This window comes from Mycolicibacterium tusciae (assembly GCF_002086795.1).
Taxonomy (GTDB): Bacteria; Actinomycetota; Actinomycetes; order Mycobacteriales; family Mycobacteriaceae; genus Mycobacterium; species Mycobacterium tusciae.
Genome location: NZ_MVIM01000008.1, coordinates 168,481 through 191,348 on the forward strand (window position 1 = coordinate 168,481; position 22,868 = coordinate 191,348).

Here is a 22,868-nt window from a genome sequence, read left to right on the forward strand (position 1 = left end):
TTTGCGGTCCAGGTACAGATTCGACATTAACTTGTGACTGCTACTGTGCTCGCAAAACACGTGATGAGGAGGCCCGATGGCTGATGTGCTGACCGGCATTCGGCAGAAGTTGCAGCACGCGTCCGAAGCGGGAAGGGCGGCCAAACGGCTCATCGACACCGGAATCATCGACCTCAAGGACCTTCGTGGCGGCGCCACGACCGCCAAGCTCGCGCGCGTCTACGGCCCGCAGGCCACGATGGCGATCCAGGGTGGACGCAAGTACGCGGATCTGCCGGCGGTCGTCGACGAGCGCGGGACGCTGACCTATAAGCAGGTCGACGACCAGTCCTGGGCCCTGGCGCATGGCTTGCAGAAACTCGGCGTCTCCGCGGGCTCTGTCGTCGGCGTGCTGTGCCGCGACCACCGAGGACTCGTCATCACCATGGCCGCGTGCGGCAAGGTCGGCGCCCGGATGGTGTTGATGAACACCGGTTTCGCCAAGCCCCAATTCGCCGAGGTGTGCGAACGCGAACATGTGACGGTCGTGCTGCACGACAGTGAGTTCCTCGGTCTGCTCGACGCGCTTCCCCCCGATCTGCCGCGCGTGCTGACGTGGGTGGACGACGGTGCAGACGTGCCTGCCGGGGCGCAGATCCTCGACGACATCATCGCGACGAACTCCACGGCCCCGCTGCCCCCGCCGAGTAAGGCGGGCGGGTCGGTGATCCTCACCAGCGGGACGACCGGCCTTCCCAAGGGTGCGCCCCGAGAGGCGGTCTCCCCGCTCGCCACCGCGCAGATCGTCGACCGAATCCCGTTTCCGCGCAAGGGAACCATGGTCATCGTGTCGCCCATCTTCCACAGCACCGGGTGGGCCACCTACACCGTCGGCGCAGCCTTGGGCAACAAAGTCGTGACAGCCCGACGCTTCAAGGCGGAGCACACGTTGAAGCTCATCGCCGACCACCAGGCCGACATGCTCGTCGCGGTCCCGACGATGCTGCACCGGATGGTCGAGCTCCCACCCGACGTCATCGCCAAGTACGACACGTCGTCGTTGAAGGTGATCCTGATCGCCGGGTCGGCGTTGAGCCCCGACCTGTCCAACCGTGTCCAGGACACCTTCGGCGACGTGCTGTACAACATGTACGGCTCCACCGAATGTGCCATCGCCACCGTCGCGACCCCCGCCGAGCTGCGCGCGGCGCCCGGCACCGCGGGCCGCGCTCCGGTGACCTGCGAGGTGGTGCTGTACGACGAGCGCGACCAACGGGTCGAGGGTGCGAATCGCCGCGGCCGGATCTTCATCCGCAACGGTGCACCGTTCTCCGGATACACCGACGGTCGCAACAAGCAGATCCTCGACGGTTACATGTCGAGCGGCGACATGGGCCATTTCACCGAGAGCGGACTGCTGTTCGTCGACGGCCGCGACGACGACATGATCGTGTCCGGTGGTGAGAACGTCTTCCCGCAGGAAGTCGAGAATCTGCTGGAAGGGCGCGACGACATCGCTGAGGTGGCCGTGGTCGGGGTCGATGACGTCGAGTTCGGAAAGCGGTTGCGCGCCTTCGTTGTTTCCGAGCCCGGCGCCGAGCTGGACGGCACGGAGGTCAAGCAGTACGTGAAGGACAACCTCGCGCGGCACAAGGTTCCCCGCGATGTGGTCTTCATCGACGAGCTTCCCCGAAACGCCACCGGAAAGCTGCTGCGCAGGGTGTTGGTCGAGATGGATATCGAGGCCTGACCTCGCCCGTGCAGAAGGCCAGCTGCTGCCTTTCTGCGAATACTGCGCCACGGCGCCAAGATTGCGTCGTAGTGTGCGGGAATCGATTCATTACCGTGGGGGTAATCGATGACGACTGGCCGGTGGTATCAGCTCGGCGGTATCGCCGGCATCGGGTATGTCGTGGCCGCAGCTATCGCCATGGTTCTCACCGGATTCCACCCGCCGCCTGCAGCCAGTTCCGAGGAAGTTCGGGAGTTTTTCGTCGAGAAGCACGCCTCGCTGACAGCACAGGGGTGGTTGATTGCCCTTGGCGCTGCCCTCCTGCTGTGGTTCGCGGTCACGTTGCGCGGCGTTCTGCGCGCTGTGCCAGGCGGCAGGAAGCTCGGCGATGTGTTCTTCGTAGGTACCGCGGTGGCGGCGGGACTGTCACTGGTGGCGATGGCAATACAGATCGTCATGGCGAAGGCCGCATCGCGGTTGACACCCGAGGCGGTGCGCGTTGTCGGATTCGACTTCGTCCTCGCCCAATATTTGTTGTGCGGGTTCATCGTTGCGTCCGCGGCGTTGGCATACGGGCTTTGCGTGTTCCGCGGTGCCGGCCTCCCGCGGTGGACGGCCTGGCTGGCGATCGTGGCGGCGGTGATGAATTTCGCTGGGACACTTTGTGTCTTCGTGCCCTACGGTGCGCTCTCGGTCGTGGGCAACGTTGTCGTTTGGTTGCCCGGGTTCGCCACGACGGTGTGGTATTTCGGTGCCGCTGTCGCGTTGCTCGGGGTGGGCCGGATCCAACCCCCGACAAACGAGGACTGACCCCAGCTGTCGAAGCGACTGCGGTGGGTCACCTCTCGCCCCTACTGTTCGATCATGGTCAACACTGGACGGCGCGCGATCGTAGCGGGGGCGGCAATCGTGGCACTGGTTGGCGCCGGTGGCTGCGGACGCGGTCAAGGGGAAGTGGCGCCGGCGAGTAACGCGGCCGAGTACGCCCAAGATCTCCAGTCGAAGGTCACCCTGGATGCCACGATGGCGCATCTGCAAGAACTCCAGAGCATCGCCGATGCCAACGGCGGAACCCGCGTCGCCGGATCTCCCGGTTATGATGCCAGCGTCGAGTACGTGGCTAAGACGCTGCGCGACAAGGGGTTCGATGTCGAGACGCCCGAATTCACGATGGGACTCTTCTCCGTAGACGAGGAATCGTTGAGCGTCAACGGCAAACCTTTCGAGGCGCACGCCATCGAATACAGCGGCGCCAGTCCTGCAGGGGGCGCTACGGGACGATTTGTGGTGGTCTCTGGGGACGGACGCCTGGGATGTGAAGCCAGGGACTACAACGACCTGGACGTCACGGGTGCGGTCGTGATGGTGGACAGGGGCGACTGCGATCTGGTCGACAAGGTCGGCGTAGCGACCGAGCGTGGGGCCGTCGCACTCGTCGTCGCGAACGACGTCGAAGAGAAGGAGTTCAGCGGCGGCATGGACGAGAGCGACGAGATCATGATTCCGGTGCTGAGCGTGAACAAAGCCGACGGCGACATACTCCGATCCCAGACCGGCACGGCGACCGCCGTCGCCGACGCCAAAGTCGAGCAGATCAAGACACGCAACGTAATCGCCCAGACCAAGACCGGAGCCACGGACAACGTCGTCATGGTCGGCGCACACCTGGACAGCGTCAAAACGGGCCCGGGCATCAACGACAACGGAACAGGTGTGGCCACGGTGCTGGAGACGGCGCTGCAGATGGGCCCGTCGCCGGAAGTGGCGAACGGGGTGCGATTCGGGTTCTGGGGAGGCGAGGAACAAGGGCTGTTCGGGTCGTACGACTATGTCGGATCACTAGACGTTGAAGCGCTGAAAGACATTGCGCTGTACCTGAACTTCGACATGATGGCCTCACCCAACACGTGCTACTTCACCTCCGATGCCGACCAGTCCCTACCGCCGGACCTCGAGCTCGGCTACGACCAGCTGATCCCCGAAGGCTCAGCCGGGATAGAACGCACGCTGGACGACATCATCGAGCGCGCAGGTAAGACGCCGCAGGATCTGCCGTTCGACGGCCGCAGCGATTACGACGGCTTCACGCTGGCGGGGATTCCGGCGGGGAACTTCGACACCGGCTCCGACACGATCAAGACGCCGGAGCAGGTCGAACTGTGGGGCGGCACCGCCGATCAGCAGTGCGACCCGAATTATCACACCGCCGAGGACACGATCGAGAACATCGACCGTGACGTGCTGGCGCTCAGCGGCGGGGTGATCGCCCATGCCGTTGGTCTGTACGCCCAAGACGAAGGCGGGCGCAACGGAGTGCCGACGCGCGACGACCGCACCCGCCACCCCTTGCCCGAGGAGGAGTAGACCACCTCCGCGAGCACAGTCGCCGGAAACAGCTTGCGCGGAGAAAGGACTCGCGGCGGTCGTTTGTTAATTGCATATGCTGGTGGGTGTCGACCAAGTTGTTGCGGATCGCTGCCGTGCTCTTCGCGGCGATCGCCGTCATCGCAGGTGTACTTCAGTTGGTCGCGTTCGTCGTCTCTGACTACGGAGTGCGCCATCTGGTACTTGCGATCTTCGCGCTGTCTGTTGGAGTCAGTGTGTTGATCGCCGTGCTTCGCGCTGGTCAAGCCGGGCGATAGACCGCTCGACCGTGTGTGCGCTGGTACTCGCCCAGCGCCGCGACCATGTCTGCGCACCGGTTCGCAATCGCGAGGTGTGCCTCGGGATCGTCTGACTCCCAGCGTAGGTCGGCAGCATCCACGGGATCGCCGAACACGACATCGACGGGGTACTCGTCGCGGCGGAACCAATTCCGGTACGTCTCTCGCAGCAGATCGTTGTCGATGCCGAGGACGAAGATCGGCAACACCTTCACTCCCGGCCCCGCGCGTTGGATGACCTCGCCGACGCCGGGGCGCACGGGCAGGAACTGGTACGGATCGCCGCCACGTTGCCTCGTGCCCTCGGGATGAAAGCCGACCAGCCGGCCGGGCACCTGGAGTTCTGAGACGATGCGCGCGACGGCGTACTGGTTGAACGTGCGCTTCGCGGGATCGCGCAGGACAGGCGGAAACATCGCCATGCCACTCATCAGGAAGTTGACGGCGACGCCGGCGGGATTGTCGTAGAAGAACGCCGACCGGACCGGGAACAGGATGCGACTGGACAGCTGAGTCGACTGGAAGATGATGTGCATGACGGTGAAGTAGTCGAAGAAAGACCGGTGGTTCGCCACCATCACCAGTCGATCGGCACCATTGAGGCCCGCGATGCGCTCGAGGCCATACGCGCGGATACGACGCGCCGCCGTAATTTGCAGCACCACCACCATGAACGTTCGGTTCCAGAAACGCGCGAGCAGTGCGAATCGACGGTTGAAGATGTCCGCGAAGCGGAAGGCGAAGCGCTCCATGCGGGACAGCGGAGCCAGTTGCTCGGACGTGGCTTGGAGCACGGTTTCTCCACTGAGTTGAGGTGGCGTTGCCCGCCAGTCGTTAGCTATCCGGCGAGTATCGCACGCTTTGGATGGCGGTGCGCAACTTCGCGCGCTCCTCAGTGGGGCTCGTGCATCTACTCCGTGTCCCCAGTGTTGTCCGCGGCGCCGCCGGGCCTGCCGCCCGTCGCCACCTTGGCGATATCCCTCGTGACATCTCTGACGTCGCCGGCGAAGGACCGAACGGAGCTGCGGATCTGCTGCCGGGTGTCGCTGATCGCGTCTCGTATCGAGCTCGTGCGTGACGATCCGTCGCTTGTGGTGGATCCGCCACTGCCGGTCGACGGGTTCATGGTGCCCCGCCAGATGTTGAAGCGTGGGCGCTGCGTCCGCGGGATGTCCGCGGTCGCCGGTGGGGTGGCCGATGCATCATCCCCGGAGGTGACAGCCGGTGGGGGCGTGGTCGGCGCTGTCCCCTCGGCAGCGTCGACAGCCGACTTTTCCGCGTTCTGATCGGGCAGCGCGTTCGCGGCGAGCGGGGTAGCCAGATTGCGTAGGCCGACGCTCCCTCCGACCGCGTCGATCGCGACAAGCACATCGCCCGCGTCGTTCAACGAACTCACATCGGTGAGACTGCTCAGGCTGATCGGCCCTATGAGTTGTTCGAGGAGATCGACAAGCAGAGCCGCGGGATTTGCGCGCTGCGACGATGGCGGATTGTTGAGACCTGGGATCCCACCGTAGAAGAACGCGTCCTGGACTCCGCCGCCCAGGGCGCGTGCGACGTCCGCAGGCACTGATTCCCACCGGATGTTCTCCGGGAAGCTGAAGAACGGCATCGCTTCGCCGCCGTTGCCACCGAAGTTGTCACTGAAGTCGCGCTGGTAGTCGTCGCGGAAGTCGGTTGGATCGTCGCCGTACTGAACGACGTTGGTGTACCCCAGATTTCCCAGCATGGTGATCGCGGGCTCGACGGCGTCCGCGAACGGGTTGGTGATGGTCAGGCCGGTGAGGACGCTCAAAAGGTCAGTCGGGTAACGGAATGGCTCGAGCATGGGCTGCGCGCCGTTCTCGATTGTGTAGTACTGGTTGAGCGACTCGTACTGATCGCCGAGCTCGGGGCCGTTGGGGATTTCGATATCGATGCCCGGGAATGTGTCACCCAGCAAGCTGGTGAGAACGGGGTCGAGCGTGAGGATGGATTCCTCCCTCGACAGGTCGATGTTCGGCAGTGCGCCGGGAAGATCGACGGTCAGACCTTCGCCGATGATCGCGGACCCGAAGTTCCCGACCAGATTGGCTACCAACGGATTCAGAGTTTGCAGCCCGACGCCTTCGAGATCGGAGCCGCGCAGGATATAGGTCGGGAAGGCGAACGCCGCCGCGTTGTTGAGCAGGGTGACTGGATTCGGCCACGCCGCGAAGTCGGACAGCGGGTCGTTCTGCAAACCGACGTCGACCTTGACGGGCACCAACACTGCGTCACCGTCTGTTTGAACATCGAAATCGTTTGTTGCGGTGTCGATTCCGAACCTCTCGAATAGAAACGCGAACCGTGCGGCAACGCCACCATCGTTGCGACCCGGGTTCAGCACGAGCAGCATGGGCACGATCGTGACGCTCGATCCCGGCTCGGCGTTGGGGCCCGTCCCGCCCGGTTGATTCGGTAGGTCTGCCTCGACGTGCGGATAGGCCATTCCGGTGGCGAGCGCACCGAGGCCGAACGCGAGGACCACGGGAATGCGGAGGCTGACCAGATCGAGGTCAAGGCTGCCCGTGATCGTCTCCGGCGGACAGATTCTGGTGTCTGTGCATTTCGGGTCGTACGCGGGGTTGGGGACCGTGACGGGGATGTCCAAATCGCCACCAGCGAGATAGGACGTGCCGTTGATCGCGTCGGCGATTCGCGACGGCAGTGCCGGGACCCAGAACGGGTCGTCGCCGAAGATGCTCAACAGACCGAATGGCGATCCGGTCGTAATGACGTTGATCCCCGGGATCTCCGGGATCGAGTCAGTTGGCGAAGGCGTGTCGAGCAATGCTGCGGACGCTGGCGTCGCGACGCCCAGTGTCATCGCGGTCGCAGTAACGGCGGCGCCACCCACCATCGACGCTTTTTTGCCAAACGGATAGGCCCGCTTCGATCTGTGCTTAGCCATGGCCAGTGTTCCTCGCGTCAGATGCTTCGCTGCAAAGTGCTCGGAACGTAACAGCCAGAAGTGCTGTTGGCGAACTTTTGCGGCCTATCGTAAGACTCTGAACCCACGCGTCGATAAGACGGCTTACATAGATAGCTGTCATCTATAGGAGTAGTGTCCCATTTGCGGGACTAGCATGCTGTACTGCATCGACATGCGGATGACGCGTGGACGGCGCGTTCGGCGAAAATTGCTGTTCGTCTCCACAATGGGTCGACATAAAGCGGTGACGTAGACCGCAGAACATGGCTCCGCTAATTCCAGGTCAGCTCTGATCGGGTGCGTTCGCCGCGCTGGAGCTCTTCGCTGCCGAAGGCGGACTTGCTTGACGGTGACGCGCTCAGCGATGCTTTGTGCATTTCTTAGCAGCCCATTAAATATTGGCGATTATCTGTGTATTTGTTTGCTCGAGGTGTCAATTGCTTTGCCCCGTGTCAGCATTAGCCTATGGGGGCAGTTGAGACTGTTGGGGTAGTTGGTGCGGTGGCGGCTGCGGCAGCATTGCTGCACAGCGCTCCGATACCGTTCGCGCAGGCGGCGGCATGTCCCGACGCGAAGGTGATATTCGCCCGCGGCACCACGGAGCAGCCCGGCGTCGGCCCGACCGGGGATGCATTCGTCAACTCCTTGCAATCCCAAGTCGCGGGAAAGTCGGTCGAGGTGTATCCGGTGAATTACCCGGCCACGACTGACTTTCGAACTGCTATCGACGGTATCAGCGATGCCCGCGCAAACATCCTCGCCACGGCCGCGACGTGTCCGGACACCAAGATGGTGCTCGGCGGCTTTTCCCAAGGGGCGGCCGTGATGGGTTTTGTCACCGCGAACGTTGTGCCCGACGGGGTTTCGGCTGAGACGGTGCCTACGCCGATGCCGCTCGACGTAGCCGACCACGTCGCGGCGGTCGCGCTGTTCGGAAAGCCCTCGGCGCGCTTCATGCGGGCGATCAACGACCCGCAGATCGTCATCGGTCCCAACTACGTCGACAAGACCATCGACCTGTGCGTCGAGGACGACCTCGTGTGCGACCCCGACGGCAGGAGCTTTGGCATCCACAGCCGCTACGCCGACGTGGGTATGGCCACCGAGGGAGCGACATTGGTCGCCAACAAGCTCCAGGCGCATTGGGCGGCCGATGCCGCGACAGAAGCGGCGGCTACCGCTGATCCGGCTGAACCCGAATCGCCCGAGCAGTTGTCGGCGCCCATCGCAGATGAAATGCCGCCGGCTCATGCCGCAGTCTCGACGCCCGGGTCTATCGGACCGCTGCCCGGACCCGCTCCGGCGGTATCGGTATCACCGGACCAGTCCCATCTGGCGCCTTAGAAGTATCTCCACGCGGCGTTGAAACTCACTCCGCCGCAACAGTTGTAGTCCGACGACGTAGCGGGCGCTGTCCGGATCGGAAGGTCAGTAGCCAGGTGTGACCACGTCAGCGAGCTCCTGCTCAGGCTGTTGTGGCGGAGGGTTCGCGGGCATGTTGGGTCCTGAATTCGCCGGGGGCTGGATCGCGCACTCCGAGCCGCTCACTCCGGCCGGGCAGGCGCTCGAAGCTGCGTTGCCGGCAGGGGCGGCGGCGGGATTGCCGCCTGGGGAGTTGGGGACGAGATAAGGAACGCACTGCCCGGTGTAGGCGTCTCCCTCTTCGCCGCTCGAACATTGGCCGAGGTACGTGGATTGGCTGGCGGGTGCGACGAGGACCGCCGCGACCAGCGGTGCCGCCGCGACTGCCGCGAGGCCGCCTGAAATGGTCAGTCGTCGCGTGAATCGGTGGGTGGCGCCCATGGTTCTCCCCGCTTTCAGTGGTTATGTGAATTCATCCCTGATCACGACATTACCGCGCATCAACACGACAATTTCGATTACGGGGCAGGTCCGTTGCGTGTCGGGAGGGAATATCGAAGCCGCCATGACGTTGAACGCCTCGTGACCGAGGAAGCGAAGCTGAGCCCCACCGATTGGGTGCGCGAACAGACCGAACGCATTTTGGAGCAGGGCACCACCGATGGCGTCGAAATCCTCGACCGCCCGGTCGTTCTGTTCACCACGACTGGAGCGAAGACCGGCGCTAAGCGCTATGTGCCGCTGATGCGGGTCGAAGAGGGTGGCAAGTACGCCATGGTCGCGTCGAAGGGTGGCGATCCGAAACACCCGTTCTGGTACTTCAACGTCAAGGCGCACCCGGAGGTGACGGTCCAAGACGGCGACAAGGTTTCCACCATGACCGCCCGCGAGGTCGAGGGCACCGAACGCGAGCATTGGTGGAAGCTGGCGGTGGAGGCCTACCCGCCGTACGCCGAATACCAGACCAAGACGTCGCGGCAGATCCCGGTTTTCATCGTCGAGTGATCAGCTCGGCGTCAAAGCGGTGAGGTTCTGAGCTACCTCGCTTTGCCAAATTTCGTTGGCGTGCGTGGTGTCCACCTCGATCTCGAAGCGGTCGGTCATGTCGGGCGTCACATCGGCCGTGTCGACATAGAACTGCTCGTACCACCGCCGGTGCTGGTACACCGCGCCGTCCTCTTCGGTCAGCAGCGGGTTCTCGATGCGCGTCTTGTGCTTCCAGATTTCGACATCATCGAGAAACCCCTCACCGAACGAACGGCTCATCGCCGCAGCCAGTTTGGTCGCTTTGTCGGCGGGAAGTCCCGGCACCGCCTGCACGGCGACACCCCACTGCAGCACGAACGAGTTGTGCGTCACCGGATAGTGGCAATTGATCAACGCCACTTCGATGGTGAAGTCCGGCGCAACGTCGTTGTGCAGCCAGTTGATCATGTACGCCGGGCCGAAGTACGTCGCCTCGGAACGGAGTTTGGTTCCCTCCCAGAGATTCTCGTAGTTCTTGGTGTAGTCCGGGCGAGCTTTGGATTCCATGAACTGCGACGCCGTGTGTCCCTCGATGACGTTCTTGAAGTACGTGGGGTAGGCGTGGTGAATGTAGAAGAAGTGGGCCATGTCGACGTTGTTGTCGACGATCTCGCGGCAGTGCGACCCTTCGATGTGAATCGAATTCCACGACCACGGCGACCACAATCCGTCGTCGTAGCCGTCGATCGTGGGCGGAAAGAGCTCCGACGGCGGCGTCGAACCCTCGGGGTCATGCCAGACCAGGAGCTGGCCGTTGACCTCGCCCGTCAGCCAGCGCCTGGTCCGGGCCAGCCGTGGCGTGCGTTTCGCGTACGGCACCAGCTTGCATTTTCCGTCGCCGCCCCAGCGCCAGTCGTGGAACGGGCACGCCACCTCATCGCCCTTGACGGTTCCCTGCGAGAGGTCGCCGCCCATGTGCCTGCAGTAGCCATCAAGAACTTTGAGGTCACCTTGCGAGTCGGCGAAGACGACGAGCCGAGTGCCGAATGCGTTGATGCCGTGAGGTTTTCCGTCGCGGAAGTCCTCGGCCAACCCGACGCAGTGCCAGCCGCGGGCGAACCGCTGCATGGGCGTGCCCGCGTCGATCTCACGAATCTCATGCGTCGGGGTCATGGAGTCACCTCTCCGGAACTGTCGGCCGACACCAATTTAAGCATATTCGCTTAATCGCGGTCCAGTTCTTATCATTCTTCGTATGAACCGTGGTGAACGCGCCAGGGCCGACATTCTGGACGCGGCCGAACGGCTGATCGCCGAGCGTGGCATCCAGGTGCCGTTGCGAGACATCGCGGTGGCGGCAGGTCAGCGAAACAACTCCGCGGTCAACTATCACTTCCGAAATCGCCAGGACCTCATCGATGCGATCGTTCGGCGCCGGCTCGAGCCGATGGAGCGGGAACGCGCGCAGATGGTCGATGACTTGGAGGGTGACGCCCGCGATGACGTCCGGGCGTGGTTGCGGATCATGGTGCTTCCGTTCGCCGGCGTCGGCAGCCCGTACTACGCCAGGTTTCTGCAGGCGGCATCGATGCACCTGCGCGCCGACGTCGACGAGTCGCAGGGGCCGGTGTGGCCGAAGGTCCTCGAACGGCTGGCGCTTGCCATTCCGACGGACGATCGGTACGCCCGCAGCCGCCGGGTCTCGGCGATCGCGACCACGATGTTCGCGCTGCTGGCGGAGCGTGAGAGGTTGGCTGAGGCGGGAGCCGATGCGGGCAGTCCTGAGGAGATCATCGCCATGCTGGCTGCGGCGCTCACCGCGCCGATGCCGGCGGATGTGGCAAGTGCGGGGGCCTCGTCGGGTTAGGTCCCCGCACTTGCTGATGAAAGATTGCGGGCCGGTTCTTGGAAGTTTCTTGGAAGCTCCAGGACTACCGCGGTTTGCTGGTCGTCGGGGCAGGCGGTGCCGTCGGTGCCGGCGGTGAGGTGATGTCGGGAGGCTGCACCGCGTCGCCCATCGTGTAGACGTTCTCCGGGCTGATGATCTCGGTGATGGCTTTGGCCACCAGCGTGCTCGGCTCCTGGCCGTTCGACGCGATATCGGTGTTGGTGAAGATCACCAACGACGTCTGCTTTTCCGGCAGGTAGACCGAGACGGTCTGATAGCCGGGCAGGCTGCCGTTGTGGCCGATCCAGCCGCCCAGCTTGAAAAGCCCGACGCCGTATCCGTCTTGCGCGGGCATCCCAGGCGTGGTGACGGTCTGCAACCGCTGCGCCTGCATGTCCGGCGTCAACAGCTTTCCGGTCGCCAGTGCGGGCGCCCAGATGTGCATGTCCTCGAGGGTCGAGATCATCGCGCCCGCGGCCCACGCCCAGGACGGGTTCCAGTCGGTGGCCACCATTTCCGAATTGTCGGCGTCCTGAGTGGTGTAACCCTGTGCGTGCGGATCAGGAAACGCGTTGGTCGTCGGAAAGCTGGTGTGGCTCATGCCCAATGGGGTCGTGATGTGGTCGCGGATGTAGTCCGGCAGAGTCTGTCCGCTGACCTTCTCCACGACCAGACCCAAAAGGACGGTGTTGGTGTTGCAGTACAGAAAGCCCTCGCCGGGTGCGAATTTCACGGGTTCGGCGAACGCGTAGTCGAGAAGTTCCTGCGGCGTGAAGTTCCGGTACGGGTCGGCGAACAGCGCCTGCTGGAAGTCGACTGAATCGGAGAAGTTCGCCAAGCCGCTCTGCATCCGCGCCAGTTGCCGCAGCGTGATCTTGTCGCCCTCGGGCACTCCGTCGACGAACTCGGCGATGGGATCGTCGAGCCCGAGCTTGCCTTGATCGGCCAGCTGTAGGACGCCGGTGACGGTGAATGTCTTTGTCTGGCTACCGATTCGGTGATAGAAGTCCGTCTGCATCGGTGCGCCGCCGGCCTGGTCGGCGACGCCGAACGCGCGGATGTACTCCCCGTCAGGGCCCCAAATTCCGACGAGCGAACCCGGCACGCCGGTCTGGTCCATTGCCTTGGTGATGGCCTCATCGAGCCGCTGTGCCACAGCGGCGTCCACCTCCTTGGCGTCGGGTGCACCCGGCGTCTCGGTGGTCGTCCCGTCCTGCGACGCCGAGTCGTTGCCACATCCGGAGATGAACATCAGCGCGGCAGTCAACACGAGAACACCGCACCGTCGAAACACCATTGCCGCCATTCCTTGGTCCCATCCGTCGAAATTCGCGTCGGCCGAGCATCACCATAGGTCGCACTCGACCTCCGCGGCGCCGCAACGATGCGCGTCCCGATCTGCGAAACTGACCTTCCATCGACGGGTTTTGTTCGCAGAAGGAGGATGTGCGGGCGTGCAACGGCGCGGATCGATCCTCGTCTGTCTGACCGCTGTCGTGGCGGGTGTGGCCATCGGCTTCATCGGCGGAGCCTTCCGCTGGTGCTTGGAGACCGCGGACCGGTCACGCGTCGAACTCGTCGATTGGGCACATGGGCTGCCGGGTCCGGGATGGCTGGTGCCCATCGCGTTCGCGGCGCTCGGTGCGACGCTCGCCGCGCTGATCGTGCGGTGGGTGCCTCTGGCCGCCGGCAGCGGGATTCAGCACGTGGAAGCGGTCTATCGGGGTGAGGCCGAGCCGCCGCTGATTCTGCTTCTTCCCGCGAAGTTCATCGGCGGCGTGCTGTCGATGGGGGCCGGCCTGGTGCTTGGCCGCGAAGGTCCGACGGTCCATATGGGGGCGGCGATTGGCGCGGAATCGGCGCGGCGGGCACGGCTTTCGGACGCCGACGTCCGGATGATGCAGACCGCCGTGGGCGGTGCCGGCCTCGCCGTCGCGTTCAACGCGCCGATCGGAGGCACGATGTTCGCGCTCGAAGAGGTCACGAAATCGTTCCGGCTGCAGACGGTGCTGGCCACTTTGTTCGCGGCCGCCTCAGCAGTCGGATGCATGCGCTTGATGCTGGGGAACGAGCCGGACTTCCATGTCGAGGCGCTCGCGGCACCGGCCCTGGCGTGGCTGCCGCTGTTCGTGGTTTTCGGTCTGCTCACGGGATGTCTGGGCGCCGTGTACAACCGGCTTTTGCTGTGGTTCCTCGACCGCGTCGGGGGCGTCCGGCGCATTCCGGCGGTCGCCAAGGCTGCCCTGATCGGTGCCGTCATCGGGCTGGCGATGTTCATCTATCCGGAGTCGGTGGGTGGCGGTGACAGCCTGACGCAGTTGATTCTGAGCGGGCAGAGCATTGTCTTCCCGGTCGTACTCGGACTGCTGCTGGTGCGTTTCGTCGCCGGCCCGCTGTCGTATTCGGCAGCCGTGCCGGGCGGCCTGTTCGCGCCGCTGCTGGCGGTCGGTGCGCTGTGGGGACTGCTGTTCGTCGGCGTCTTCGGCGCCGTGTGGCCCGGGGACGCGAGCGTCCTGGCCGTCCCGATGGCGCTGGTCGGCATGGCAGCGTTTTTCGGCGCGACGGTGCGTGCCCCGGTCACGGCTGTCGTGCTCGTCATGGAAATGACGGCGACGACGGCCGTGGGCATCCCGATGCTGGCGGCTACCGCCGCTGCGGTACTCGTCGCGGAGCTGACGAATTCGCCACCGATATACGACTCGCTGCGAGAGCGGATGTCGCCCGATTTGCGCCGCTGATCCGGCCAATCAGAGGGCTATATTCGGAGACCGTGGCCGACTACGTTCAGCGCACGATCGACATCGCTCGAAACAACGTCACCGCCGGCGGCAGACCGTTTGCCACCGTGATCGTCAGGGATGGCGAGATCCTGGCCGAGAGCCCGAATCTCGTCGCGCAGAGCCATGACCCCACCGCCCATGCCGAGATCCTGGCCATCCGTGAGGCATGTGTCCGTCTCGGTACTGAGCACTTGGTCGGAGCCACCATCTACGTCTTGGCGCATCCGTGCCCGATGTGCCTCGGCGCGCTGTATTACTGCTCGCCCGACGAAGTCGTCTTTCTGACCACCCGCGACGCCTACGAACCGCACTACGTCGACGACCGCAAATACTTCGAGCTCGACACGTTCTATCCGGAGTTCGCCAAGTCGTGGGAGCAGCGTCGTCTTCCGATGCGCTACGAGCCGCGGGAGGATGCCGTCGACGTCTACCGGCTCTGGCAACACCGCAACGGTGGCGACCGCCGCGTGTCCGGCGCGCCGCGCTCGCAACCGTGAATCGACGAGCCAGTCAATTTTCCGCGTCCCCCAGGGTGTGGTGACGCCGTCGTCGCGTCGCTACAAGCACGCCGAGAGCAGGCAAGTTGCAGGTCCCGACCCCACGTCCTATATCCTGTGCCCTGACCAGGACAAGCAATGTCCGCCGATGCTTCGGTGTGATTTACTCGCTACCTGCGGCGCGGGTTCAGACTGCAGCCTCGCGAGATAAGCTCCGACCGCATCTGCCGGTCGCGTAACAAGAGGTGAGGCTTGGAAGAGCAGCTTTGCACTGAGAAGTGGGTCGACCGGGTGGCGATTGTCGCCGCCTCGGGAGAACTCGACATGCTCACGGCACCCCAGCTGAGGGACGCTGTCCAATCCGCGCTGGCGCAGAACCCCGCCGGATTGATCGTCGACCTCACCAACGTCGACTTCCTCGGCTCGGCGGGCATGCAGGTGCTGATGGAGGCACATAACCAGACGGGCGGAACGGAGATGCGATTCGCCGTGGTCGCCGACGGATCAGCGACGAGCCGGCCGCTGAAGATCACCGGCATCGCCGACCTGATCGATCTGTTTTCCTCGCTGGACGATGCTGTGGAGAACTTCACTGAATGACTGAGCGTCCAGCGGGGTATTCGTTGGACACCATGACCGATCAGACTTTTGCTACGAGCGCTGCGGACGCTGAGTTCGTCCGAGTCGACAACGCCGATGCGCTCACCGTGGCCAGGATGCGGCGCGAGTTGTCGCAGTGGCTGCGGATTCATCTCACGCTGGACCCAGACCGGCTCAACGATGTCTTGCTTGCGGTGAACGAGGCGTTGACCAACGCGGCCGAATTCGCCTACCGAGGGCAGCAGGGCTCGATGACGCTGCGGGTCCGCTTCGACGGCGCCCGGGGCACATTGCTTGTTGACATCTCGGATCGGGGGACCTGGCGGCACGTGGATCCCGAAAGCCAGCCGAACACCAGGGGTCGCGGCATCCCGTTGATGCGCGCCCTGTCCGACCAAACCACGATTTCCCCGCTGCCGGAAGGCACCCACGTGCATATGCAGTTCGGCGATTGCGCCGCGGGCGTCGCTCCGCAGGTCTACGCGCAGGCTTGAAGGCGCTGGTCCAGCGAACACTGTTCTCGGGCTTTCCGCCCCGCGACAGAGTGCCATTTCGGAGCCAATGGGGTTGCCGCCGCGATCTCGGCCGAGTTTGCTGTCGTGTCCCGCTGTGATTTACCGCTCAATTTCGGTCTGAAAACTAAGAAGTCGTTACCGCTGCAAACTATCCAGATTGGCTGATGAAAGTTGCCAAACAGGCATTTTTGCAGTTTAAAGCCATAAATCAGATTGCTGAGGAGATATAACGAGTGGATAACAAATAGTTTTCTAAGCAGTGTCTGAGAGGTTGCCGTGCATTGTCATCGACCGCCATTTGCACCGCTCCGAAGCACTGATTTTGGTCGCTAGACTCAACACAGATCGCGCCCCAATGGGACGCATGACGACGTGAAACGACAGCCGGTGCTCGTCAAACCGGTGGAGGTACCGATATTTATGGCTAACTTTTTGATGCCCAAGAGTGCTCCTGTGGCAGATGTGACTGACGGGACGCACCTGAGCGCGGACGTCACCCGGGTGAGTGCGGTCGACGTCCAGCGTGGCGCCATCGCTGACATCGCCGCGACGGACGACGGCACCATCGTGGTCACCCACCACGCCGACGACACGGTGTCGCTGCTGCGGGCGGGCACCCTGGCCGTGGCCGGCGTCGTCGAGGTCCCCGGTGAGCCATTCGCGGTCGTCGTCGCCGACGGTCGGGCCTACGTCAGCACCTCGTCGTCGAGCTGCGACGCCATCACGGTGGTCGACACCGTCACGCGAACCGTGGTCGCCACGTACGCCATGGCCTTCAGTGTCACGGCTCTCGCCGCCAGCCCGGACGGCAAGCGCGTGTACGCGGCCCGTACCGGTGACGGCGCCGCGGACGTTGTGGTCGTCGACACGACAGCCGAGCGAGTGAGCACCATCGACATCGCGGCCGGCGCCGGTATCGGCATCGACGCTCTTCAGGTCGACCCGGACGGTAAGCGCCTGTACGTCGCCACCACCGATGATCGCGGCAGCGCGGTCGTCGTCGTGGACACCGAAACCGCGCGGGTTCGGGGCACGGTGTCGATCGGTTCGCCGATCCGCGACATCGCCATCGCCGACCGTGTCGCCTATGTCCTGACCTCCGACCGCCTCAGCGGCGGGACGGTCAAGGTGGTCGACCTGACCAACGGTCGCATCACCGGCACTGCCGAACTGGGTATCGGTGCTCCGACGCAGATGACCGTCAGCGCGGACAAGACCCGTGCCTACATCGTCGACTACGACAACGTCACGGTGCTGTGCACCCTTACGCTCAAGATCGTCAACAAGGTGAAGCTCGATGCTCGGCCATCTTGTGTCGCAGTGGATTCCGACGCGGGCCGGCTGTACGTGGCCGACTATGCGGGCGCAGTGACCGGGTTGTCCGTCGAGGCGGCCAAGCCGCTGCTGTACTCACAGTTCGTGGCGACCGATCCCATCTACGTGCCTCAGGCTGTCGAGCTGGAGCCTGTCACCGCCTGATCGGCGCTGGGCCCACGCGAAGCCGGGGATCAGCGCCACTGGTAGCGGGTCTTGGGGCGACCGGCCTTGCCATAATCGGTCTGCCGGGTGACGGTGCCCTCGTCCGCCAACCTCTCGAGGTAGCGCCAGGCGGTCACCCGCGAAACACCGACCTGCTTGGCCACTGCGTCCGCCGTGATGCCGTCGGCGGAATCCCTTACGGCACGGGCGATGTCGTCATTGGTCCCCGGGGCGGCGCCCTTCGGCGACACTGCTCGATCGCTCACCCGTAGCTCGGCGAGTGCGCGGTCGACCTCGGCCTGGCTGGCGGCATCGGTGCCGGCGGGCAGGGCCTCGCGGTAGCGGCGGTAGCGATCCAGCCGGTCGCGAAACGCTGCGAACGTGAACGGCTTCAACAGGTACGCCAGAGCGCCCTGGCCGACCGCCGCGCGAACCATCTCCAGGTCGCGCTCCGAGGTGATCGCGATGATGTCGGGGATCGGTCGCAGCCCGGACAATCCCGATGCCAGGGCGATCCCGCTGGCGTCGGGCAGGCCGAGGTCCAACAACACCAGGTCGATCGGTGAGTCGGTGGCCGACGCCTCCGACGCCATGCGCATCGCATCGCGGGCGGTGTGCGCGATACCGGCCACCGCGAACCCCTCGAGTCGGCCGAGGTACGCCTGGTGGGCCTCGGCGATCAGCGGTTCGTCCTCGACGATCAGCACGCTGATCATGAGACCGTCACCGTCACGACCGACCCATAGGTGATGTCGGTACTCAGCGTGCCGTTGTGGCGCTTGACGATCTGCCTGACCAAAGCCAGGCCAAGGCCTTGATGGTCTGAGTCCCCCTTCGTGGAATATCCGCGCTGCATGGCCTTTTCGAAGGTGTCCGGATCCATCCCCGGTCCGCTGTCGGCGACGCGCAGCGTGAGCGCGTCATCCGCCATGAGCACGGTGACTTCGACCCACGGATCGTCGCGGTCGCAGGCGTCCATCGCGTTGTCGATGAGGTTGCCGACGACGGTGACCATCTCCTGGCCAGTCAACGGCACTTCGTCCGTATTCGACGGCAAGTGAGTGTCTTCGGTGATCGTCAGCTCGATACCGCGCTCGTCAGCCTGTGCGGCCTTGCCCAGGAGCAGGGCCACCAGCGCGGGTTCGCCGACGGCACTGGACAATCTGTCGACGAGCTGTTGGGAGAGCGCGAGCTCCTCGGTGGCGAACTGCACCGCGTCTTCGGGCCGGCCCATCTCGACCATCGTGACGATGGTGTGCAGCTTGTTGGCGGCTTCGTGCGCTTGGGACCGGAGGCTGTCGGTGAGTATCTTCAGCGAGCCGAGTTCGCCCAGTGCGCCCTGCAATTCGGTGCGGTCGCGGATCGTGACCACCTCCGAGGTGTGCGCGTCGTCGACGGGGGAGCGGTTCACGACGAGGACGCGGTCGTCGGTGACTTGCACCTCGTCGCGGGCTCCCGGGTTGTAGGTCCGCAGAAACTCCGGCAGCTCGGTGCGGTCGACCGGTCCGGGTGGAAGCGCGAGGAGGCGGCGCGCCTCGTCGTTGACCAGCAAGACGCCGCTGCGATCCATCACGATCAACCCCTCCGAGACCGAATGCAGGATCGCGTCATGGTGCTCGTACATCAACCGCAGTTCGTCAGGTCGCAGGCCGTGGGTCTGCCGCAACAACCGTTGCCGGATGAACCAGACGCCCGCCATTGAAATAGCCAGTGCGGCAATGCTCACCGCCGCGATGGTCGGCCACGTCGAGCGCCATCGATCGGCCAGACTTGTCTGTAGGATCCCCGCTGACACCAGGCCGACGATCTCGCCCGATTGGTTGCGCACCGGTGCGACGGCGCGAATCGAAGGACCCAATGTGCCGGTGTACACCTCGCTGAGCGTTTCGCCGCGCAGCGCGGGTTCGATCGTGCCGATGTACTCGCCACCGATCTGGGTCGGGTCGGTGTGGGTGAACCTGATCCGCTCCGGCGACATGATCGTGATGAATGCGATGTCGGTGTGCCTGCGGACGGCTTCGGTGACCGGCTGGAGAATCTCAGTGGCCCTGCCGGATTCGATGGCAGCCGCCGTCGACGGGGAGTCGGCGAGGGAGGTGGCGATACCGAGGACCTGCTGGCGGGCGGCTTCGTCCGCGTCATTGCGGGCGTCGAGCACCGCCAGCGCGCTCCCTGCGAGTACCACCACCGCGACCACGATGATCTGCAATGCGATCGCCTGACCGGCCAGCGAGCGGGGCCACGGGCGGGTCAAGCGCCGAGTTCCTCTGCCGCAACCGCGAGTATGTCGTCGCCCTCACCGACGGCGATGAAGTGTCCGGCGCCGTCGACGGGATGCCACACCGAACCCGGCATCGCATCGGCGACAGCCCTGTTGATGGGATCGGGAACCAGCGTGTCGTCGAGCCCCTGCCACATGTGAACGGGCCGTTCGATTGCGGCGACATCGAAAGCCCAATGGCGGTAGAGCAGTTCGGCATCGCGGACAAGTCCGTCGGAGCCGTGCGCGAAGCATTCCGCGCAGGTTTCGCCGAAGGCCTTGCCGACATCGGGACGGAGGAGGAGCTGTTGGTCGTAGTCGTTGAGCGTGCCGCGGACCTGTTTGACGAATGAGGACGGGAAGCGTTTGGCGGTGAAACCGAGTGCGGCGTACATCAACCGGAAGCCGGGCGTGAAGCGCAGGGCCAGTGTTCCGCCGAGCGCATCGATCTTCGAAAGGTATTGCGCCGCTGAGTTGTCGCCGAATGCACCGTAGCTCCCGGGCGCGATACTGCTGACGTGCAGTAGCCGGTCGGGGTCGATGTAGGCGGCCGCGGCGAGTGCCCACGGTCCGCCCTCCGACCAACCGGTCACGCCGAATTCCCGGTATCCCAACGCGTCGGCAACGGTGACCAAGTCGTCGGCCCAACCGGAGTAGGTGCGGGTCTTCTGGCGGCTGGACTGACCCTGGCCGGGCCGATCGACACCCACCAACCGGATCCGGTTCTTGGTTGCCGACTCCGCGAGCATCAGGACCTCAAGCCGGCTGCTGGGTCCGCCGTGGTTATGAATGACGAGTGGCCCTGCGGGCTCGCCGACTTCGAGATACGTGAGCCGCCGACCGTCCGCGGTCGTGACGTGAGCAGCGGTTTCGTCGGCCACGTTCGTGAACATACCGAACTAAATGAACTAAAGCGTGACCCGGCTCACGTCCTCCTCGAGTCTGACTGCAGATCACATTCATCGACTTGGAGGTAGCAGTGGCCATCCTTGACCGTCCGTCATCGGCAGCCGAACCGCCGGACAAACCACGCCGCGACCGGACCCACTGGTTGTACATCGCCGTCATCGTCGCGGTATTCGCCGGTGTCGCCGTCGGCATCCTGGCGCCAGGCGTAGGCAAGAGCGTCGGCGTCTTGGGGACCATGTTCGTCGACCTCATCAAAATGATGATCGCGCCGGTCATCTTCTGCACGATCGTTTTGGGTATCGGCTCGGTGCGCAAGGCCGCGACCGTCGGCAAGGTCGGCGGTCTGGCGTTCATCTACTTCCTCGTCATGTCCACCTGCGCACTCGCCATCGGCCTGGTGGTCGGCAATCTCCTGCATCCCGGCACCGGCATGAACCTCACCGAAAGTGCCTCGGGCAAGGGCGCCGAGCTCGCCGAAACCGCCCACGAGGCAGGCGGTCTCATGGACTTCGTCAAGGGCATCATCCCGGAGACGCTGTTCTCGTCGCTGACCGCGGGCAGCGTCCTGCAGGCGCTGTTCGTCGCATTGCTCGTCGGGTTCGCGCTGCAGGCCATGGGTACGACCGGTGAGCCGATCCTGCGCGGCATCGAATCGCTGCAGAAGCTGGTGTTCAAGGTCCTCGTGATGATCCTGTGGCTCGCGCCGATCGGCGCGTTCGGCGCGATCGCCAACGTCGTCGGCCAGACCGGGTGGACTGCGGTGACCCAACTGCTCGGCCTGATGCTCGGCTTCTACGTGACCTGCCTGGTGTTCGTCTTCGGTGTGCTGGGCACCATCCTGCGGGTCGTCTCCGGGGTGTCGATCTTCAAGCTGGTGCGCTACCTGGCACGGGAATACCTGCTGATCGTGTCGACCTCGTCGTCGGAATCCGCATTGCCGCGCCTCATCGCCAAGATGGAGCACCTGGGTGTCGACCGCAGCACCGTCGGCGTCGTCGTACCCACCGGCTACTCGTTCAATTTGGACGGCACCGCGATCTACCTGACGATGGCGTCGCTGTTCATCGCGGGTGCGCTCGGCGACCCGCTGTCGCTGCCCGAACAGATCGGCCTGCTGGTGTTCATGATCGTCGCGTCCAAGGGGGCCGCCGGTGTCACCGGTGCCGGCCTGGCCACCCTCGCCGGCGGCCTGCAGAGCCACCGCCCCGACCTACTCGACGGCGTCGGTCTGATCGTCGGCATCGACCGGTTCATGTCCGAGGCCCGCGCGGTGACCAACTTCTCCGGCAACGCCGTCGCGACGGTTCTCGTCGGCTCGTGGACCAAGACCATCGACAAGGACCGGGTGAATTCGGTCCTGCGTGGCGAGGATCCGTTCGACGAGTTGACGATGGTCGACGACGACCATTCCACCCGCGAGGAGCGCGTTCCCGCCCCCGCCTGAGTAACTGACTGAAAGACCCGGCCGAATCCCGCGGCCGGGTCTTTCGCTGTCGCCGAAACTTTTTCGAGATTGCGTTGAACCTCATTCGCGGGTGTCCCGTCGTACCGCGTGAAGGCCACCGGGCCTACACAACGACGAAGGGAGGCGCAGACATGCGCTCAACACTATTGATAATGACCGGAATCGCCGCGGCGGCGTGCGGAATCATCCTCGCGCCTGCAGCCATCTCGTCGGCTCAGGAGTCGGCTCAGCTCACGATCGCGAATCTCGAAGCGCAGGGATTCGACGTGAAGATCAACCGGATCGGCAGCGCGCCGCTCAACCAGTGCGTCGTGACCGACATCCGAAATGCAAGGAATCGAACCGAATTGGTGCGCCGGGGCGATGACCTGATCGAGGTGGTCGCCGAACGCAACATCACCGTCACCGCCGATTGCTCGCGTCGCTGACTAGTGATTTCGGTGCGCGAACGTTCGCTGAGCGAATGTTCGCGCACCGAAATCGCCCCGTTCGTCGTCAGCGTGAGCAGTCCAGCGACACCGAGATCGGCTGGCTGATCACCTGCGGGAACAGCACGCCGTCGGTGTTGCCGCCGAGGAGCGGCACCAACTGGGTGAACTGTTGGGGATTGCGGACGCTCGTGACCACACAATCCGACAGGGGGGCCGTCCCGATCTTGTCGATCGTCACGTTGTAGCCCTTGTCCTGCAGGTCCTGGATCGTCTCCTGCGCTGATTTGCCCTCATCGGCCGACGCGATGCCGGCTGAGGCCAGCGCGCACACACCAAGGGCACCCGCGGCGAGGATCAATGTTGTCCGCACCCGCCAAGTATCCGTCATC

At 64.3% G+C, this 22,868-nt stretch carries 23 protein-coding genes; 14 read left to right on the top strand and 9 right to left on the bottom strand.

Annotation, left to right across the window (positions count from 1 at the left end; all coding sequences use genetic code 11):
- Nucleotides 1-76 precede the first annotated feature (76 nt).
- The 4 genes from BST47_RS16960 (at nt 77) to BST47_RS16975 (ending at nt 4,353) form a co-directional block, all read left to right on the top strand.
- Nucleotides 77-1,729 (top strand): acyl-CoA synthetase, encoded by a 1,653-nt coding sequence (locus tag BST47_RS16960; protein WP_083126697.1) that lies wholly within the window; start codon nt 77-79, stop codon nt 1,727-1,729.
- Nucleotides 1,730-1,837: 108 nt separating this feature from the next.
- Nucleotides 1,838-2,521 (top strand): hypothetical protein, encoded by a 684-nt coding sequence (locus BST47_RS16965; protein ID WP_083126698.1) that lies wholly within the window; start codon nt 1,838-1,840, stop codon nt 2,519-2,521.
- A 54-nt stretch (nt 2,522-2,575) separates the two neighbouring features.
- A complete protein-coding gene (locus BST47_RS16970; RefSeq protein ID WP_083126699.1) occupies nt 2,576-4,075 on the top strand; it encodes a M28 family peptidase in 1,500 nt (499 codons plus the stop codon).
- Nucleotides 4,076-4,161: 86 nt separating this feature from the next.
- On the top strand, nt 4,162-4,353 hold the full coding sequence (locus BST47_RS16975; RefSeq protein WP_083126700.1) for a hypothetical protein: 192 nt from the start codon (nt 4,162-4,164) through the stop codon (nt 4,351-4,353).
- On the opposite strand, the gene BST47_RS16980 is transcribed toward BST47_RS16975, so the two are convergent.
- Together BST47_RS16980 and BST47_RS16985 are read right to left on the bottom strand one after the other, a co-directional pair.
- The gene (locus BST47_RS16980; protein WP_083126701.1) at nt 4,338-5,168 is read right to left on the bottom strand and encodes a lysophospholipid acyltransferase family protein; all 831 of its coding nucleotides are present in this window, start codon (nt 5,166-5,168) and stop codon (nt 4,338-4,340) included. The two genes, BST47_RS16975 and BST47_RS16980, sit on opposite strands and share 16 nt — an antisense overlap.
- A gap of 116 nt (nt 5,169-5,284) precedes the next feature.
- A complete protein-coding gene (locus BST47_RS16985) occupies nt 5,285-7,306 on the bottom strand; it encodes a hypothetical protein (protein ID WP_133056223.1) in 2,022 nt (673 codons plus the stop codon).
- 486 nt (nt 7,307-7,792) lie between these two features.
- On the opposite strand from BST47_RS16985, the gene BST47_RS16990 reads away from it, so the two are divergent.
- Nucleotides 7,793-8,671 carry a cutinase family protein gene (locus tag BST47_RS16990; protein WP_083126703.1) on the top strand — a complete coding sequence of 293 codons (879 nt, stop codon included), beginning with the start codon at nt 7,793-7,795 and terminating at the stop codon, nt 8,669-8,671.
- An 84-nt stretch (nt 8,672-8,755) separates the two neighbouring features.
- Here the strand turns inward: BST47_RS16990 and BST47_RS16995 are convergent, their stop codons facing one another.
- Nucleotides 8,756-9,130, bottom strand: a complete 375-nt coding sequence (locus tag BST47_RS16995) for a hypothetical protein (RefSeq protein ID WP_083126704.1) — start codon at nt 9,128-9,130, stop codon at nt 8,756-8,758.
- A gap of 141 nt (nt 9,131-9,271) precedes the next feature.
- Here BST47_RS16995 and BST47_RS17000 point away from each other — a divergent pair, with 141 nt between their 5' ends.
- The gene (locus tag BST47_RS17000; RefSeq protein ID WP_083126705.1) at nt 9,272-9,694 is read left to right on the top strand and encodes a nitroreductase family deazaflavin-dependent oxidoreductase; all 423 of its coding nucleotides are present in this window, start codon (nt 9,272-9,274) and stop codon (nt 9,692-9,694) included.
- Here BST47_RS17000 and BST47_RS17005 read toward each other — a convergent pair whose 3' ends face one another.
- On the bottom strand, nt 9,695-10,828 hold the full coding sequence (locus BST47_RS17005) for a 3-ketosteroid-9-alpha-monooxygenase, oxygenase component (RefSeq protein ID WP_083126706.1): 1,134 nt from the start codon (nt 10,826-10,828) through the stop codon (nt 9,695-9,697).
- A gap of 82 nt (nt 10,829-10,910) precedes the next feature.
- On the opposite strand from BST47_RS17005, the gene BST47_RS17010 reads away from it, so the two are divergent.
- Nucleotides 10,911-11,522 carry a TetR/AcrR family transcriptional regulator gene (locus BST47_RS17010; RefSeq protein ID WP_083126707.1) on the top strand — a complete coding sequence of 204 codons (612 nt, stop codon included), beginning with the start codon at nt 10,911-10,913 and terminating at the stop codon, nt 11,520-11,522.
- Between the two features lie 64 nt (nt 11,523-11,586).
- Here BST47_RS17010 and BST47_RS17015 read toward each other — a convergent pair whose 3' ends face one another.
- The gene (locus tag BST47_RS17015; RefSeq protein ID WP_083126708.1) at nt 11,587-12,849 is read right to left on the bottom strand and encodes a serine hydrolase domain-containing protein; all 1,263 of its coding nucleotides are present in this window, start codon (nt 12,847-12,849) and stop codon (nt 11,587-11,589) included.
- 148 nt (nt 12,850-12,997) lie between these two features.
- Here BST47_RS17015 and BST47_RS17020 point away from each other — a divergent pair, with 148 nt between their 5' ends.
- The 5 genes from BST47_RS17020 (at nt 12,998) to BST47_RS17040 (ending at nt 17,414) form a co-directional block, all read left to right on the top strand.
- On the top strand, nt 12,998-14,281 hold the full coding sequence (locus BST47_RS17020) for a H(+)/Cl(-) exchange transporter ClcA (RefSeq protein WP_107528996.1): 1,284 nt from the start codon (nt 12,998-13,000) through the stop codon (nt 14,279-14,281).
- Nucleotides 14,282-14,313: 32 nt separating this feature from the next.
- Complete coding sequence (locus BST47_RS17025; RefSeq protein WP_083126710.1) at nt 14,314-14,820, top strand: nucleoside deaminase; 507 nt, start codon at nt 14,314-14,316, stop codon at nt 14,818-14,820.
- 252 nt (nt 14,821-15,072) lie between these two features.
- Nucleotides 15,073-15,420, top strand: a complete 348-nt coding sequence (locus tag BST47_RS17030; protein WP_083126711.1) for an STAS domain-containing protein — start codon at nt 15,073-15,075, stop codon at nt 15,418-15,420.
- Nucleotides 15,417-15,914: an ATP-binding protein gene (locus BST47_RS17035; RefSeq protein ID WP_234809745.1), complete on the top strand. Its 498-nt coding sequence runs from the start codon at nt 15,417-15,419 to the stop codon at nt 15,912-15,914. Before BST47_RS17030 ends, BST47_RS17035 begins: the two co-directional genes overlap by 4 nt.
- A 441-nt stretch (nt 15,915-16,355) precedes the next feature.
- Nucleotides 16,356-17,414, top strand: coding sequence for an MmpL3/TtfA transport complex stabilizer (locus BST47_RS17040; RefSeq protein ID WP_083126805.1), 1,059 nt, complete (start codon nt 16,356-16,358; stop codon nt 17,412-17,414).
- Nucleotides 17,415-17,443: 29 nt separating this feature from the next.
- Here the strand turns inward: BST47_RS17040 and BST47_RS17045 are convergent, their stop codons facing one another.
- The 3 genes from BST47_RS17045 to BST47_RS17055 are packed head-to-tail and all read right to left on the bottom strand — an operon-like array spanning nt 17,444 to nt 20,555.
- Nucleotides 17,444-18,130, bottom strand: coding sequence for a response regulator (locus tag BST47_RS17045; protein WP_083126713.1), 687 nt, complete (start codon nt 18,128-18,130; stop codon nt 17,444-17,446).
- Nucleotides 18,127-19,668 (bottom strand): sensor histidine kinase, encoded by a 1,542-nt coding sequence (locus BST47_RS17050; RefSeq protein WP_083126714.1) that lies wholly within the window; start codon nt 19,666-19,668, stop codon nt 18,127-18,129. Before BST47_RS17050 ends, BST47_RS17045 begins: the two co-directional genes overlap by 4 nt.
- Nucleotides 19,665-20,555 (bottom strand): alpha/beta fold hydrolase, encoded by an 891-nt coding sequence (locus BST47_RS17055; RefSeq protein ID WP_234809747.1) that lies wholly within the window; start codon nt 20,553-20,555, stop codon nt 19,665-19,667. Before BST47_RS17055 ends, BST47_RS17050 begins: the two co-directional genes overlap by 4 nt.
- 98 nt (nt 20,556-20,653) lie before the next feature.
- On the opposite strand from BST47_RS17055, the gene BST47_RS17060 reads away from it, so the two are divergent.
- Nucleotides 20,654-22,027, top strand: a complete 1,374-nt coding sequence (locus BST47_RS17060; protein ID WP_207568624.1) for a cation:dicarboxylate symporter family transporter — start codon at nt 20,654-20,656, stop codon at nt 22,025-22,027.
- A 152-nt stretch (nt 22,028-22,179) separates the two neighbouring features.
- Complete coding sequence (locus tag BST47_RS17065; protein WP_083126716.1) at nt 22,180-22,476, top strand: hypothetical protein; 297 nt, start codon at nt 22,180-22,182, stop codon at nt 22,474-22,476.
- 67 nt (nt 22,477-22,543) lie between these two features.
- Here the strand turns inward: BST47_RS17065 and BST47_RS17070 are convergent, their stop codons facing one another.
- The gene (locus BST47_RS17070) at nt 22,544-22,849 is read right to left on the bottom strand and encodes a hypothetical protein (protein ID WP_107529006.1); all 306 of its coding nucleotides are present in this window, start codon (nt 22,847-22,849) and stop codon (nt 22,544-22,546) included.
- Nucleotides 22,850-22,868: the final 19 nt, after the last annotated feature.